Annotated in this window: 11 protein-coding genes and 1 pseudogene; 2 read left to right on the top strand and 10 right to left on the bottom strand. The window is 64.0% G+C overall.

Annotation, left to right across the window (positions count from 1 at the left end):
* Nucleotides 1-193: 193 nt before the first annotated feature.
* Nucleotides 194-1231 (bottom strand): isoaspartyl peptidase/L-asparaginase family protein, encoded by a 1038-nt coding sequence (locus BLT26_RS10110; RefSeq protein WP_091513030.1) that lies wholly within the window; start codon nucleotides 1229-1231, stop codon nucleotides 194-196.
* A 427-nt stretch (nucleotides 1232-1658) separates the two neighbouring features.
* Here BLT26_RS10110 and murQ point away from each other — a divergent pair, with 427 nt between their 5' ends.
* Entirely contained in the window at nucleotides 1659-2624 is a 966-nt protein-coding gene (gene murQ, locus BLT26_RS10115; protein ID WP_091513032.1) for an N-acetylmuramic acid 6-phosphate etherase, read from the top strand.
* Here murQ and glcF read toward each other — a convergent pair.
* From glcF to BLT26_RS10155, 8 genes and pseudogenes are all read right to left on the bottom strand, one after another.
* Complete coding sequence (gene glcF, locus BLT26_RS10120; protein WP_091513035.1) at nucleotides 2621-3907, bottom strand: glycolate oxidase subunit GlcF; 1287 nt, start codon at nucleotides 3905-3907, stop codon at nucleotides 2621-2623. The two genes, murQ and glcF, sit on opposite strands and share 4 nt — an antisense overlap.
* Nucleotides 3898-4974, bottom strand: coding sequence for an FAD-binding protein (locus BLT26_RS10125; RefSeq protein ID WP_091513038.1), 1077 nt, complete (start codon nucleotides 4972-4974; stop codon nucleotides 3898-3900). Before BLT26_RS10125 ends, glcF begins: the two co-directional genes overlap by 10 nt.
* Nucleotides 4967-6433, bottom strand: a complete 1467-nt coding sequence (locus BLT26_RS10130; protein ID WP_091513403.1) for an FAD-linked oxidase C-terminal domain-containing protein — start codon at nucleotides 6431-6433, stop codon at nucleotides 4967-4969. The genes BLT26_RS10125 and BLT26_RS10130 overlap by 8 nt, the downstream gene beginning before the upstream one ends.
* A gap of 5 nt (nucleotides 6434-6438) precedes the next feature.
* Nucleotides 6439-7629, bottom strand: a complete 1191-nt coding sequence (locus tag BLT26_RS10135) for an acyltransferase family protein (protein WP_091513041.1) — start codon at nucleotides 7627-7629, stop codon at nucleotides 6439-6441.
* Between the two features lie 3 nt (nucleotides 7630-7632).
* Nucleotides 7633-8850 carry an exo-beta-N-acetylmuramidase NamZ family protein gene (locus tag BLT26_RS10140; protein ID WP_091513043.1) on the bottom strand — a complete coding sequence of 406 codons (1218 nt, stop codon included), beginning with the start codon at nucleotides 8848-8850 and terminating at the stop codon, nucleotides 7633-7635.
* Between the two features lie 39 nt (nucleotides 8851-8889).
* Nucleotides 8890-9075: pseudogene (locus BLT26_RS10145) on the bottom strand (M15 family metallopeptidase); the annotation flags it as partial.
* 60 nt (nucleotides 9076-9135) lie between these two features.
* Nucleotides 9136-11058: an aminotransferase class I/II-fold pyridoxal phosphate-dependent enzyme gene (locus BLT26_RS10150; protein WP_245720670.1), complete on the bottom strand. Its 1923-nt coding sequence runs from the start codon at nucleotides 11056-11058 to the stop codon at nucleotides 9136-9138.
* An 18-nt stretch (nucleotides 11059-11076) separates the two neighbouring features.
* A complete protein-coding gene (locus BLT26_RS10155) occupies nucleotides 11077-12471 on the bottom strand; it encodes a Na+/H+ antiporter NhaC family protein (RefSeq protein ID WP_091513053.1) in 1395 nt (464 codons plus the stop codon).
* Nucleotides 12472-12854: 383 nt separating this feature from the next.
* On the opposite strand from BLT26_RS10155, the gene BLT26_RS10160 reads away from it, so the two are divergent.
* Nucleotides 12855-13181, top strand: coding sequence for an antibiotic biosynthesis monooxygenase family protein (locus tag BLT26_RS10160; protein ID WP_091513056.1), 327 nt, complete (start codon nucleotides 12855-12857; stop codon nucleotides 13179-13181).
* A gap of 13 nt (nucleotides 13182-13194) precedes the next feature.
* Here BLT26_RS10160 and BLT26_RS10165 read toward each other — a convergent pair whose 3' ends face one another.
* Nucleotides 13195-13932: a 5-oxoprolinase subunit PxpA gene (locus tag BLT26_RS10165; protein WP_091513059.1), complete on the bottom strand. Its 738-nt coding sequence runs from the start codon at nucleotides 13930-13932 to the stop codon at nucleotides 13195-13197.
* Nucleotides 13933-13934 lie beyond the last annotated feature (2 nt).

Consider the following 13934-nt stretch of genomic DNA (forward strand, 5'->3'; position numbering starts at 1 on the left):
TTCAGCCCATTCCCTGGTACATCAGTAACACCGCCAGCAAGCCTGCCAGCATCACCCAGCACCAGAAAACCCGCACTGATCCCGGTGTGGGCCGCTTTTGTTTGCGTTTTGTTGCCCTGCGCGTCATTGCCTCCTCCCCGCGGGTAAGATTTCCCTGCAAATGTAGCACAGGGTGACAGATGGCCCGGGCCGGTCACTCACGGAAGATTGCGATCCTCGCCGGTTGCCCGCTCGAGCGGCTGCCGCGGTACATCCCCTTGGTGTTGAACACCAGCGCCATATTGCCCGCGGCGTCCAGCACGATGACACCACCGGTGCCACCTACCGGTTTGAGGACGCCATTGATCACCTCGCCCGCTGCCTCATTCACCGACCTGCCCTGGTACTGCACACGTGCGCAGATATCAGCGGCAACGTTGTACCTGATGAAGTACTCGCCGTGACCTGTAGCGGAGACAGCACAGGAGTTATTGTCGGCAAAAGTGCCGGCACCGATAACCGGCGAATCGCCAATGCGCCCGTAGCGCTTGGCGGTCATGCCGCCAGTGGATGTGCCGGCGGCAATATTGCCCTCACGGTCCAGGGCAACGGCGCCGACGGTACCCGTGCGGAACGGCACCGGCAGGCCCTCTACCGCAGCCTGGTAATCCCGCTCTTGTGCCTCCTCCCGCTGCAGCTTCTTCTTGGCCTTGTCCAGCTGCTCGCGCCGGTGGTCTGTGTCGAAGAGGGCATTATCGACCATCTCCACGCCCCGGGAGCGGGCAAACTCCTCTGCACCCTCTCCCGCGAGCATGACGAAAGGTGAATCCTCCATCACCAGGCGGGCCAGGTCGATCGGGTTGCGGACCCTCTTCACCCCGGCCACGGCGCCCGCGGCGCGGGTGCGCCCATCCATGAGCGACGCATCCAGTTCATGGGTACCGTCGTAGGTGTATACGGCACCCCGTCCGGCGTTGAATAGCGGTGAATCCTCCAGGATGTTGATTGCCGCAATGACTGCATCGAGACTGCTCCCGCCCTGTTCCAGCACCCCGTAGCCCCGGTCCAGCGCCTCGCGCAGCTTGGCCCGGTAGGCTTCCTCCCGCTCTGGGGTCATCTTGCTTTTCTCGATAGTCCCCGCGCCGCCGTGGATGGCGATGGCAAGGGGGCGATCGGCAGAGTCGGGTGCAGCCAGGGCAGGTGCGGCGGCCAGCAGGCTGAGCACGCCGGCCAGGGATAAAAATTTCTTCATCGAAATAACGCCTTATTCTCTTTATCTGGTCAGGCGATATTAGTAACACTTTGCCTCTGGCCGGAAAAGGCCTGCCCCTCGTATGCCGCGCCGGTACCGGGCAACCGCCCAGCCGGTGCGCCCGGCACATCCGCAAGGGGGTATGGCGACCCCGGCAGGTGATGGAGCGGGTTTTAGCCGTGTGAACCGGCACCGCGGAAACAGGCCCCTGCCGCACTATAATGCAGCCCGTGGGCCAGGTTCGTTCACCGATACAGGCACGAGGCCCCTTCCGGCGATTCAGACGGGCAATCCTGGCTTGAGAAATGCCTGTGCCGTCTTCCCTCGCCCTTGCGACTGGCCATGCCGGCGCGGGCGCCCCCCGCTTGGGGCAAATTGCATTGGCTGAAGCAACCCGGTTGGAAAAACCCAGGTGGAAAAGACAGCAATGAAGCAAGACCTGATCCAGGAATTAAGCCGCCTGACCAGCGAAGCCCGCAACCCCGACTCGCAGGACATCGACCTGCTGCCAACCCCCGCAGTGCTTGAGAAAATCAATCTTGCCGACCGCGAGGTGCCGGAGGCAGTGGGAAAGGTCCTGCCGCAAATCGGTGAGGCGGTCGAGAGTATCGTCGCGGCCTTTAAAAGCGGCGGCCGGCTTGTGTATATGGGAGCCGGCACCAGTGGCCGGCTGGGGATACTGGACGCAGTGGAGTGCCCCCCTACCTACGGCGTGCCGGAAGGCATGGTGGTGGCCCTGATCGCGGGCGGGGAGGACGCAGTCTATCGCGCCCAGGAAGGGGCCGAGGATGCCCCCCAGATGGGACGCAGCGACCTGCAGGACATAAGCCTCTGCCAGCGGGACGTGGTAGTCGGCATCGCGGCTAGCGGCCGCACCCCATACGTGATGGGAGGGCTCAAGTACGCCAATGAAATCGGCTGCACAACCGTGGCACTTTCCTGCAATAAAGCCGCCGCCATCGCCGCTGAGGCAGATATCGCCATACTGCCGGAGGTCGGCCCGGAAATCCTCACCGGCTCCACCCGCATGAAGGCGGGTAGCGCCCAGAAGCTGGTACTGAACATGCTGACCACGGCCAGCATGCTGCGTCTCGGCAAAAGCTTTTACAACCTGATGGTGGACGTGCAGGCCACCAATGAAAAGCTGGTGGGTCGCACGCGACGAATAGTGATGGAGGCAACCGGGGTTTCCCTGGAAGAAGCCGACCGTGTCCTGCGCCAGTGCGATCACAACGCCAAGCTGGCAATCATGGTGATCCTTAGCGGCCTTGATACCGACGCCGCCCGTCAGGCCCTCACCGAGTCGGATGGCTTCCTGCGCCTGGCCCTGCAGAAACTCGGCAAGGCCGAACCGCCACCGGAGGGAGGCTCCGGTAAAACCGCAGGCCGCTAGTGCGGCGCTTCTTCAAGGGTATCGGCGAGCGCCTCCAGCCAGTGGCGCACCGGAATTTCAGTCCCTGCCTGCAGGTGCAGCAGGCAACCGATATTGGCGGTCAGGATCTGCCCGGGCTCACTCGCCTCGAGGTTGTCGAGTTTCTCCCTGCGCAGGGCCCGCGCGAATTTCGGCTGCAGGATCGAGTAAGTCCCGGCCGAGCCACAACAGAGGTGCGCGTCCCTGACCGGCGGTAACTCAATCCCCCCGTCACGGAAAATCCTTTCCACTTCCCCGGCCAGGCCCTGGCCATGCTGCAGCGTGCACGGACAATGAAACACGGCACTGCCGGGCAATCGGGAAAGGTCCGCTTTCAGGCTTCCTTCCCCCAGCAGCTCATTGACCAGCTCTACCGGATCGCGCAGCAGGGCCGCGAGTCGCTCGGCACGGGGGCTGTAATAGGGATCATCTGCAAGCAGTGTCGGGTAATCCTTCAGCTGCGTGCCACAGCCGGAGGCCGTGGACACAATAGCGCGAATCCCCCCGCCGGCTTCACTCGCAGCTCCCTCGACCATTGGCCACCAGCAATCGATATTGCGCCGCGCGAAATCCCGTCCCTCCTCCTCTGCCCCGGTATGGAAGCTGACGGCACCGCAACACCCGGCAGCCGGGGGAGACAGTAACGGCACGCCGCAATGCGACAGGATCCTCTCGAACGCCCTGTCGATTCCCGGACGCAGCGATGGCTGCACGCAGCCCGGCAACAGGATTACGGCGCCTGTACCCGCTCCAGAGGCGATGCGTACGCGCATTGCACGCGCAGCCTTTCCGGAACCCGCACGGGCAGGGAAATATACCCGGCGCAACCGGGACGGCAACAACGGCGCAACGAAGCTTCCCAGGCGCAGCAGGCTCGGGAACAGGCGTGGCGAGAGCATCAGCCTGCGCAGCAGCGCGCGCACTGCCTTGCCGCCGGCACCGCGGGGGGCCAGCTGCTCGACGGTGGCGCGGCCTATTGCCACCAGCTTGTGGTACTCCACCCCTGACGGGCAGGTGGTCTCGCAACTCAGGCAGGTGACGCAACGGTCCAGGTGCAGGCGGGTGATATCACCGGCGGTGCCGGTTTCCAGCATTTCCTTCATCAGGTAGATGCGTCCGCGGGGACTGTCGAGCTCGTTGTATTCCTGCAGGTAAGTCGGGCAGGTGGCGGTGCAGAATCCGCAGTGTACGCACGCGTTCAGCACTTTCTCTGCCCGGCCGGCGTCACCGGGAGCCAGCAACCCGTCGATGATATTTACCTGCATGGCGGGCGCTCCGGGCAGCGAAAATGGGTCTCGTAAGTGGCCCGGTTGAACAGGCCGGCGGGATCGAACGCCTCCCTGATACGCCGCTGCCAGTCCCCGGTGTTGACACCTGGCTCAACCGCTGGGCCGCGCAATACCCGCACGAAGCCTCCCAGCTCCCGTGCCTGTCGCTGCAGCGCCCCGTGATCGCCGTCGCGCACCCATACCCGCGCCCCCTCCCACTCCACCAGTGCCCCACCGGCGTCCGCATGGAAATCTGTATGGGGAGGCAGGTACACACACGCGAGACGCTCGGCACAGAAGAACGGCAGGCGCAGGTTGCCAAGGCTCTCCCAGTCAAATGCACCATCTTCCCCGCCGATCGTGGGCAACACCTTTTCCACTGCGGCGCGCCGCCCGCTCAGGCGCAGGTAAAGGCGCCCCTCCATGTAGCAGGTACCCCGCAGCAGGGGACGCAGCAGGCCTGCCATCTGCCACCATCCGGGCAGGTCAGCCGCGGGCAACTCGAGCACGCGTGTCGCGCTGTATTCCGGCCTGGGGGCCAGGCGCAGGCTCACGTCGAGCAACACCCCCAGGGTGCCGAGTGCACCGACCTGCATTCGCGCCAGGTCATAGCCCGCCACGTTTTTCATTACCTGCCCGCCAAAGCTCACCAGGTCACCGCGGCCATTGACCATGCTACAGCCGAGTACCGTATCCCGCAGGGACATGCCGTAGGGACGCGCGGGACCATCCCAGCCGCAGGCGACGGCACCGCCCAGTGTGCTGCCGGTCGCCGGGCGGGGAATCTCGGCAGCAAATTGCTGGGCGTGGTCGGCGAGCAGGCCGTCCAGCTCCGCCAGCGACGTACCGGCCCGGGCCCGCAGTACCAGCTCATCGGGCTGGTACAGGATCACACCGCTATGGCCACCGGTATCCAGTGTCGTTGCCGCTCCGGCACCGCGCCGGGTGGCGAGCAGCCCCGAGCGGGTATTGCCGCCACGGATGTGCAGCCCGCCGGGGGGAGGTTCGCGCAGGGCCTCTCGCACCGACTGTTGCAACCGGCCAGTGATATCGTGCTCAGCCATTGGTGCCCTCCACCTGGCCCTCGCGCAAGGCGCGGTACTCCTGGCAGTGGGCCAGGCTGGGAATCAGCTTGTCCGGATTCAGCAATCCTTTCGGGTCGAGCGCCTGCTTTATGGCCAGGAACTGGCCGATCTCCGCGTCCGAAAACTGCACCGCCATCTGGTTGAACTTCTCGATGCCCACGCCGTGCTCGCCGGTGATGGTGCCGCCCACGGCGATACAGTACTCAAGGATGTCGGCGGCGAGCTGCTCGACGCGGTCCAGGGCGTCCCCCTCGCGACCATTGAACATGATGATGGGGTGCAGGTTGCCATCGCCCGCGTGGAATACATTGGCGACGCGCAGGTCGTAGCGCTGCGAAAAGGCCTGGATCGCCTCCAGCACGTCGCCGATACGGTGGCGCGGCACTGTCCCGTCGATGCAGTAATAATCGGGACTCAGGCGGCCGATGGCGGGGAAGGCACTCTTGCGCCCTTTCCACCACCGCTGCCGCTGTTCCCCGTCCCGGGCCAGCTGCACCCGCGTCGCACCGGAGCTGCCCAGCACCTCCTGCACCAGGCCCAGCTCTGCCGCCACTTCCTCCGGCGCCCCGTCCAGGTCGATGATCAGGATTGCCGCTGCGTCCAGGGCGTACCCCGCATGGCAGAATTCCTCGGTCGCCGAGATGGCCAGCGCATCCATCATCTCCAGTGCGGCCGGAATGACGCCTGCGCGCACGATGGCCGAGACAGCATCCGATGCGGCACGCACCGAGGAGAAGTCCGCCATGAGCGTACGGGTCTGCTCGGGCAGCGGGATCAACTTGACCGTGACTTCGGTGATGATGCCGAGGCATCCCTCGGACCCGTGCGCAAGCGCCAGGAGGTCATAGCCCGGCTGGGCCAGGCAATCACCGCCGATCTCCAGCACCTCCCCATCGATGGTGACCAGGCGCAGTGCCAACACATTGTGCACGGTGACGCCATATTTCAGGCAGTGCACGCCCCCGGCATTCTCCGCCACATTGCCCCCGATGGAACAGGCAATCTGGGAAGACGGATCGGGGGCGTAATAGAGACCGTGGGCCGCGGCGGCAGTGGACAACTGTTCGTTGAGGACCCCGGGCTGCGCCCGCGCGGTCATGCTGGCCGGGGACACCGACAATATCCGGCTCATGGCCGCGGTAACCAGCAGGATACCCCGACCGTAGGGCCTGGCGCCGGCAGAGAGACCGGTGCCCGCACCGCGGGTGACCAGCGGCACCCCCTTCGCATGGCACAGTCTTGCCGTGGCAACCACATCCTCTTCATCGCGAGCCAGTACCACTGCGAGCGGGCGCTCGCAGTAGACTGGCAGTGCGTCACACTCAAATGGCGCAACCTGCTCGCGGGCGGTCAGGATCCGGTCGGCACCTATTGCATCGCGCAGTGCCGCGACGATGCCGGCTCCGTGCCCCGCCTGCCAACTCTCCCTGTCGCTCATGCTGGTCACACCTTCCAGATTATCCGCCGCCGGTACATCTGCCACATGACCCAATAGAAGACCAGGACACAGGTGAGCGCAAATGCAAGTGAGCCGACGGGGCCACCGAACAGGGGCAGGTAAACGCTGTCAAACAGCCATCCCTTCAGGCTCGAGTCTCCCACAGGGATCATGATCAACAGCCTGCCCACCATTCCCGCCAGCATATAAAGCGCAATTGCGTTGACGCCGAATACCAAAAGCGGCGCCAGTGCACGGCGACGCCGCTGCACATCGGCCACGTAGTAGAACGCCGCCAGCAATACCAGGGAAACCCCACCGGAAAGGCACACGAAACTGGGCGACCACAGCGCCTTGTTGACCGGTACCCAGGGGTGCGCCAGCTGGCCTGCCGCGAACAATACGATTCCCGCCACAAGCCACCACCGGCAGAGCGCCCGTTGTTCGCCGTCGCTGTCTCCCGCGCGGCACCACTGCCGGGCCGCGAATACTCCCAGCAGGCAGGAGACTATTGCAGGAAGGGTCGTGAGGATGCCCTCGGGATCGAAGGCAAAAGGCTCTGCCGAACGATAGTAGACATGGTCAGCGCCGAGCAGGAGCTGGTCCAGCCAGGCGGAGAAGTTATTGCCAAATTCAAGCCGGCCGTGAAAGACCTGCCCGGCACTGTCCTGGTAAGGCGCGAACAGCATCAGGGCCCAGGGCACCGCGAGCAAGAGCACGCTCACTGTGAGCAGGGCACGCTCGCTACAGTAACGCATCAGGTAACAGGTAATGAGGTAGACAAGCGCTATCCGCTGCAGCACCCCCAACCAGCGTATTCTCTCGATTTGATCCTCAAGCCAGCTATAGGAGCTGTCGCGGAAATTGTAGGAAAACACGGCCAGGAACAGCCCCAGCCCGAACAGTTTCAGCGCCCGCGACCATTGCGGCCAGCCCACTGGCGGAAACCGTGCGCACTGGTGGTTGGACAGCACCAGCGAGAACCCGACCACAAACAGGAATAGTGGGAACACCACGTCCGTCGGTGTCCAGCCGTGCCATCCTGCGTGGGCCAGCGGCGGGTACACATAAGACCAGCTGCCGGGATTGTTCACCAGCACCATGGCTGCGATAGCCAGGCCGCGCAACAGGTCCACCGACATCAGCCGCCCCCGCGGTCGCAGGGCCAGGATCCGGTCGACGTGCTGCCTCAGCACCCCTCATTCCTCCGGATAGAGCAGGTAGGGCTTGCGCCTCTCCCGGTAGGTATTGAGGTCCGGCTGCCAGCCGCGCTGGATTTCCGCGGCGCCCTGCCCCTGCAGGATTGCGAGCCGCAGGGCGTCGGTTCCCGCCAACTTGTCGAAGAACGCCGCGCGGGAAAAGAACCGCTCGCCGCCCTCACCGGTGCGCCGCTGCCAGTCGATCAGGTAATCCAGGGTAAAGCGACTGGATTCGCCGACGCTTCGCAGGTCATCCCCGGACAGGCGCAGGCCCTGGTGCTTGGGGTTTTCACTGGCACCCGGGATGGGTCGCGGCGTAAAACTGAATTCACCCAGGGAATCGGCGGGGTGACCTGTCACCTGGAATGGAAATTCCGTGCCCCGCCCGATACTGACCGTGGTGCCCTCGAACAGGCCGAGGGAGGGATAAAGGCGAATCGCCACATTGTTGGGAAGGTTGGGCGAGGGTTTCACCGGCAGAGAATACTTCATGGATTTGCGGTAACCGGCCACCGGGATCACAGTGAGTTCGCAGCGCGCGCGCCCTTCCAGCCAGCCCTCGCCATTGATCATCTGTGCGAGCTCGCCCACGGTGAGCCCATGCACCAGGGGAATCGGGTGCATGCCGACAAAGCTGCGAAATTCCGGCTCCAGTACCGGGCCATCGATGTAGTCGCCGTTGGGGTTCGGCCGGTCCAGTACCAGCAGCGGCACATCGTAATCGGCACAGGCCTGCATGAGGTAATGCAGGGAACTGATATAGGTATAGAAGCGCACCCCTACATCCTGGATGTCGAACACCAGGCGGTCCAGGTCCGCCAACTGCTCGCGGCGGGGGGCGTAATTGCTCCCGTAAAGGGAGACGACCGGCAGGCCCGTGGGGCCATCAATGCCGCCCTCGATCTTGCCACCATTCTCTACGTCGCCGCGGATACCGTGCTCCAGGGCAAAGATCTTCTGCACGTCCACATCGTGCGCGCGGAGGAAGTCGATCAGGTGGCGGTCCCCGACGCGGGAAGTCTGGTTTACCACCAGGCCAACGCGCTGCTCGTGCAGCAGCGGCAGGTAGGTCCCGGCGCGCTCGGCACCAGTACGCAACGGCTGGCGGTCGTCCGCCTCGGCGCAACCGCCGGAGGACAGGCCGAGCAGTGCGCAGAGAAATAAACGGAGAACAGAACCGCTGGGTTGGCGGGGCCAGGATCGATGCTTTCTTATCATGGGACTCCCGGGTTGTCGGTGCAGAACTGAGTGCCGGTATCACTCCACCGGCATGTCGAAATAGCGATCGGGCCAGGGCTCCGGCTGGCAGGTGTAATGCCGCCATTCCTGAGGGTAGTTGTGAAAACCGCGCCCGGCCATTGCTCCCCTCAGCAGCCTGCGGTTGTCGCGCGCCGCTTTGTCTTCCAGCGGATAGGCTGTCGCGGAACGTTCATCCATAAAATCGAAAGCGGTCCCCTAATCCGGCCGCACACCTGTATCCAGGTGCTAAAGCCGAGTCCCAGATCACATTGCCTCGAACTCAGCGCGCGCGGCCTGGGCCTCGTCCTCTGTCATCACGCGCAGGGCCACCCGGCCGCCGGCGGTGCGGACACCGTGCATTTCCAGGTCCTCGCGCTCGAACACATAGGAAATGATCGCGGCCAGGATTTCGGCTGTGATTTCCTGGCCCGGCACCAGTAACGGGATACCTGGCGGATAGGGAACGATTTCATCGCAGGATACACGCCCCAGCAGCGGTGTTATTTCCTCGCGGTCCAGCGGTAGCTGTTCGCCGCGGGCAAAGTAGGCGGTGCGCGGCAGGGCCACAATGTCGCTCAGGGCCGGCAGGGACTGCCCCCGGCCCTGCGCGCTGGCGCCCTCGGCGCTCTCCGACAGCTTCAGCAGCGCCTGCTTGAGCCGCAGCAGCTTGCTCTCGGTGGTGCCGATGGTGACGAGGAAAGTCAGGGTATTGTGGGTGTTCTTTTCCACCTGGATCCCGAACTCATTGAACAGGGTGTGCTGGGCTTCGGGTGCCGACAGTCCCGCACAGCCCACATCGATGGTGACCTTGGTCGGGTCGAGGCGCACAGCGTCATCGGCAACTTCCGCGCTGCACAGGTCCTCGACACCCAGGCACCGGAAAAGCGTGGAGTCACGGACAAAAGTGCGGATTTCCTCGGCAAAGCCCAGCGTCCGGCTCATCACCTCGAAACCCTCGATGCTCATCTGCTTGCGCGCCACATCCAGGCTCGCAATCATGCCGTACTGCGGGCTGGTGGAGGTGTGCATGTTGATATCCTCGCGGAAACCCGCGGCATCAAAGTTCTCCACGCTCTTGCCCACATGGATCATGCTGGCCTGGGAAAATGCGGACAGCATCTTGTGGGTGGACTGGGTAACGAAATCCGCACCGCACTCCAGCGCCGTGGGCCGCAGCTCCGGGTGAAAACGCCCGTGTGCATACCAGGCCTCATCGATCAGCACATGGATTCCGTGCTGGTGGGCAAACTCAATGATCGGCTTGAGGTCATAACGCAGGCCATCGTAGGTACATGACGTCAGCACCAGCATACGCGCGGAGGGGTTCTCCTCGATCGCGCGGAAAATACTCGCCTTGGGTACCGGGCCGTAGATTCCGTATTTCTGGTTGACCGAGGATTCCAGGTAAACCGGCACGGCGCCACTCATGATCATGGCGTGGTGCACCGACTTGTGGCAGTTGCGGTCGACCACCACCCTGTCCCCCTCGCGCAACAGGTGCTGCAGGACCACCTTGTTGGAGGTGGAGGTGCCATTGGTAACAAAGTAGCTGTGGCGTGCACCGAAGGTCTTGGCGGTGAGGTTCTGGGCCTGGCGGATCACGCTGATGGGATCCATCAGGGAATCGAGCATCTTCACGCTCACCGACAGGTCGGTATTGAAAATGTGCTCGCCCATAAACCGGTAGAAATCCACTACCCACGGGCTGGAGCTCAGGCTGTCACCGCTGGAGTGGCCCGGCGTGTGCCATGAGTCCCGGGCAGCATAGACATATTCTTTCAGTGCATCGGCAAACGGCGTGGCGACACGCTCCAGCAGGATACGCCGCAGGGTGCGGTAGACCACACCGTAATTGGATTCGCCACGGGAGATCACACACTCGTAGATACGGTCTTCCATGGGCATCTTTGCGGTCGTCAACAGGACGCAGTCGATCTCGGCGCGGTGGCGACGAAGTTGCTCGTAGCAGTCCCTCAGCATCACGCTGTCCAGCGAACCGTCATCCAGCGCTACCACTTGCGTACAACCCTCGTCCAGGAAATCCGCCAGCTCCGCGCCGGGCTCGCAATGCGCGAATGCGAGCCCGAGCGGAGAGCTCTCGTCGCTCTCCGACACCTGCGCGAGCTCACTCACCCAGCGGCGCCCAAACTGCATGTCCGTCGTTACCAGTACAACCTTGCAATTCATTTCCATACTCACAATTGTTTACAGCAAGACCAGTCCCAGGAGCACGAAACCGGCGGCGCTGATGGCACCAGCCTGCAGCGCATAGGGCAACTGCGTCCTGACATGGTCAATATGTTCGGTTCCAGACGCCAGCGACGAGATGATCGTGGTGTCCGATATCGGCGACGAGTGATCGCCGAAGATGCCGCCGGAAAGCACTGCGGCCACAAACAGCGCCGGCTCGGCGCCCAGTGCCGCTGCCACGGGAATGGCAATCGGCAGCATGATCGAGAAGGTGCCCCAGCTCGAGCCTACCGAGAAGGCAATCAGGCCGGACACCAGGAAAATCGCCAGGGGCAACAGCCACAGGGGAATGGCATCGCCCACCATACTTGCCACATAGTCACCGGTGCCGAGCGTTTTCGCAACCGATCCGAGGGCCAGGGCCAGAACGAGGATTACCGCCAGCGGCAGCATGCGGCCGGCACCTTCCATCCAGGTGTGGCTCAGCTCATCCAGGTCCATGATGCGCTGTGCCAGTACCAGCACTGATACCACCGCGAGCCCGGCCAGCGAGGCCCACAGCACCGCGGTGGAGCCGGAACCCGCAAAGATCTCGCCGTTGCCTGTGATCCAGAGGCCCGCCGGCATGGCCAGTACCAATACCAGGATGGGCAGGATCATGTTGGCCGCGCGGGGCTTCGCGGTCTTTTCCTGGTCAATATGGACAGACAGCTCGATACCGTCCACGTACCCTGAATCGGTGCGCCTCTGGGCCGCGGCCATAGGTCCGGGGTTGTAGTCGCGCGCGATGGTGAAGGCGGTCATCGCCACCGCGGTGATGGCATAGAGGTTGAGGGGAATACTGGACAGCAGCACCGTCAGCGGCTCGTCGACTTCCAGCCCCTCGAGCAGTCCCAGGTTGAACGCCCCCCAGGCATTCAGCGGAATCAGCATGCAGATGGGGGCAGAAGTTGAATCGACGATATAGGCCAGTTTCTCCCGCGCCACCCGGAAACGATCGAACAGCGGGCGCGACACGGTACCGGCGACCAGCACCGTGATATTGGACTCGATGAAAATGAATACCCCCACCAGCCACGCCATCCACTGGGCGCGCCGCCCGCTGGTGACCCAGCGGCTGCGTTCGAGGAAACGCACAAAGCCGGTGACGGCACCGCTGCGCTCCAGCGTGAGGATAAAGGCCCCGATCACCAGGGTGAACATAACCACCCGCGCGTCGCCCGGGCTGGCCAGCACCGCCAGCATCCCGTCGAGCGCCTCGGCCAGCGACGGCAGCACCCCGGACTGGTTGAGCAGGAAGTAACCGAGCCAGGTACCCGCAAACAGGGCCAGGTACACCTGGCGCGTCAGGAGCGCCAGGCCGATGGCCACGAAGGGGGGCAGCAGGGTTATCCAGGTCAATTCAGTCATACGGGGTTCTAATACTTATTATCGATCTTGCCGGGACAGCACCGGTCCCCGCCGACCTTGCCCGCAGCCGCAGCCCGGGCAGGTCGCATCATAGAGCTTTTGTGATCACAAAACTACCGACTCGACCAGTCTGAGAGTGCCGGGATCGCCATCGAGTTCCGCCACTGCCCCTGCCGGACTACCTTCTGGTCGTGCAAAATATGACCCGCGCAAGGTGAGCGCTTGCGCAGAGGCCCAGGCCGGCGTGCTCGCCGGGCTGGAGCGTAACCAGCCGCCGGATGCGGGCGCGGCCGGCTGCCACCATTCCGCGAGCGGATTTCTGCGCGCCACGGAGATATCATTGCGCCCTCAACAGGAAACCCCGCGGGAGAGAAGGCCACTCCATGGATAGCATCGCCAACACCCCTGAACCGCCCTACTTCGCCGTCATCTTTACCAGCCTGCGCACCTCCGTCGATGAGGGCTACGGCTCCATGGCCGGGCGTATGCTGGAGCTGGCCGCGGACCAGCCGGGCTTCCTCGGCGCGGAGTCCGCGCGCGAGGGGCTGGGCATCACCGTCTCCTACTGGCAGGACCTGGAGTCCATCCGCGACTGGAAGAACCACGCCGAGCACAAGGTGGCCCGGGAGCTGGGACGCGGGAAATGGTACGCGGAATACTCCACCAGGATCTGCAGGGTGGAGCGCGAATACTCTTTCAGCGCAGGCTAGACCTTCCGCTTGCTCAACTCGCGCGGTGGCCAAGCACCTTGCGTATCTCAACGATAGTGGCCACCCCCTCGGGGTTGTCGCCGTGCACGCAGATGGTGTCCGCCGCCAGGGGATACTGGCGGCCGTCACTGGCGGTCACCTGCCCCGCGGCAATTTCCCGCACCTGCTGCAATATCTGCTCCCGCTCATGCAATACCGCGCCCTGCTCGGTGCGGGGCTGCAGTGTGCCGGCCGGGGTGTAGCGGCGGTCGGCAAACGCCTCCAGCAGCACATCCAGACCGTACTCCGCGGCAATGTCGCGATGCCGCCCGGCGTCGGGGGTGGCCATGAGCATGAGGGGAAGCGTGCGGTCGAAGGCCGCAACCGCGGCCAGTATCGCGCGCAGGACAGACTGATCGCGGAGCATGTCGTGGTACAGGGCCCCGTGGAGCTTCACGTAACGCACCCGGGTGCCAGCGGCTGTGCAGAGCCCCTGCAGCGCACCGAGCTGGTAGAGCACCATCGCGGTGATTTCCTCGGGCTCGCAGCTCATCGAACGACGACCGAAGCCCTGCAGGTCGGGGTACGCAGGGTGCGCCCCGATCTCCACCCCGTTCTCCACCGCCAGTTGCACGGTGCCCTGGATGGTAAGCGGGTCACCGGCGTGGAAGCCGCAGGCAATGTTGGCCATATCGATATGCGGCATTACCGCCGCCTCGTCCGCCAGTTGCCAGCGGCCGTAGCCCTCGCCCAGGTCACAGTTCAGTTTCATAG

Source organism: Microbulbifer yueqingensis, assembly GCF_900100355.1.
GTDB classification, from domain to species: domain Bacteria; phylum Pseudomonadota; class Gammaproteobacteria; order Pseudomonadales; family Cellvibrionaceae; genus Microbulbifer; species Microbulbifer yueqingensis.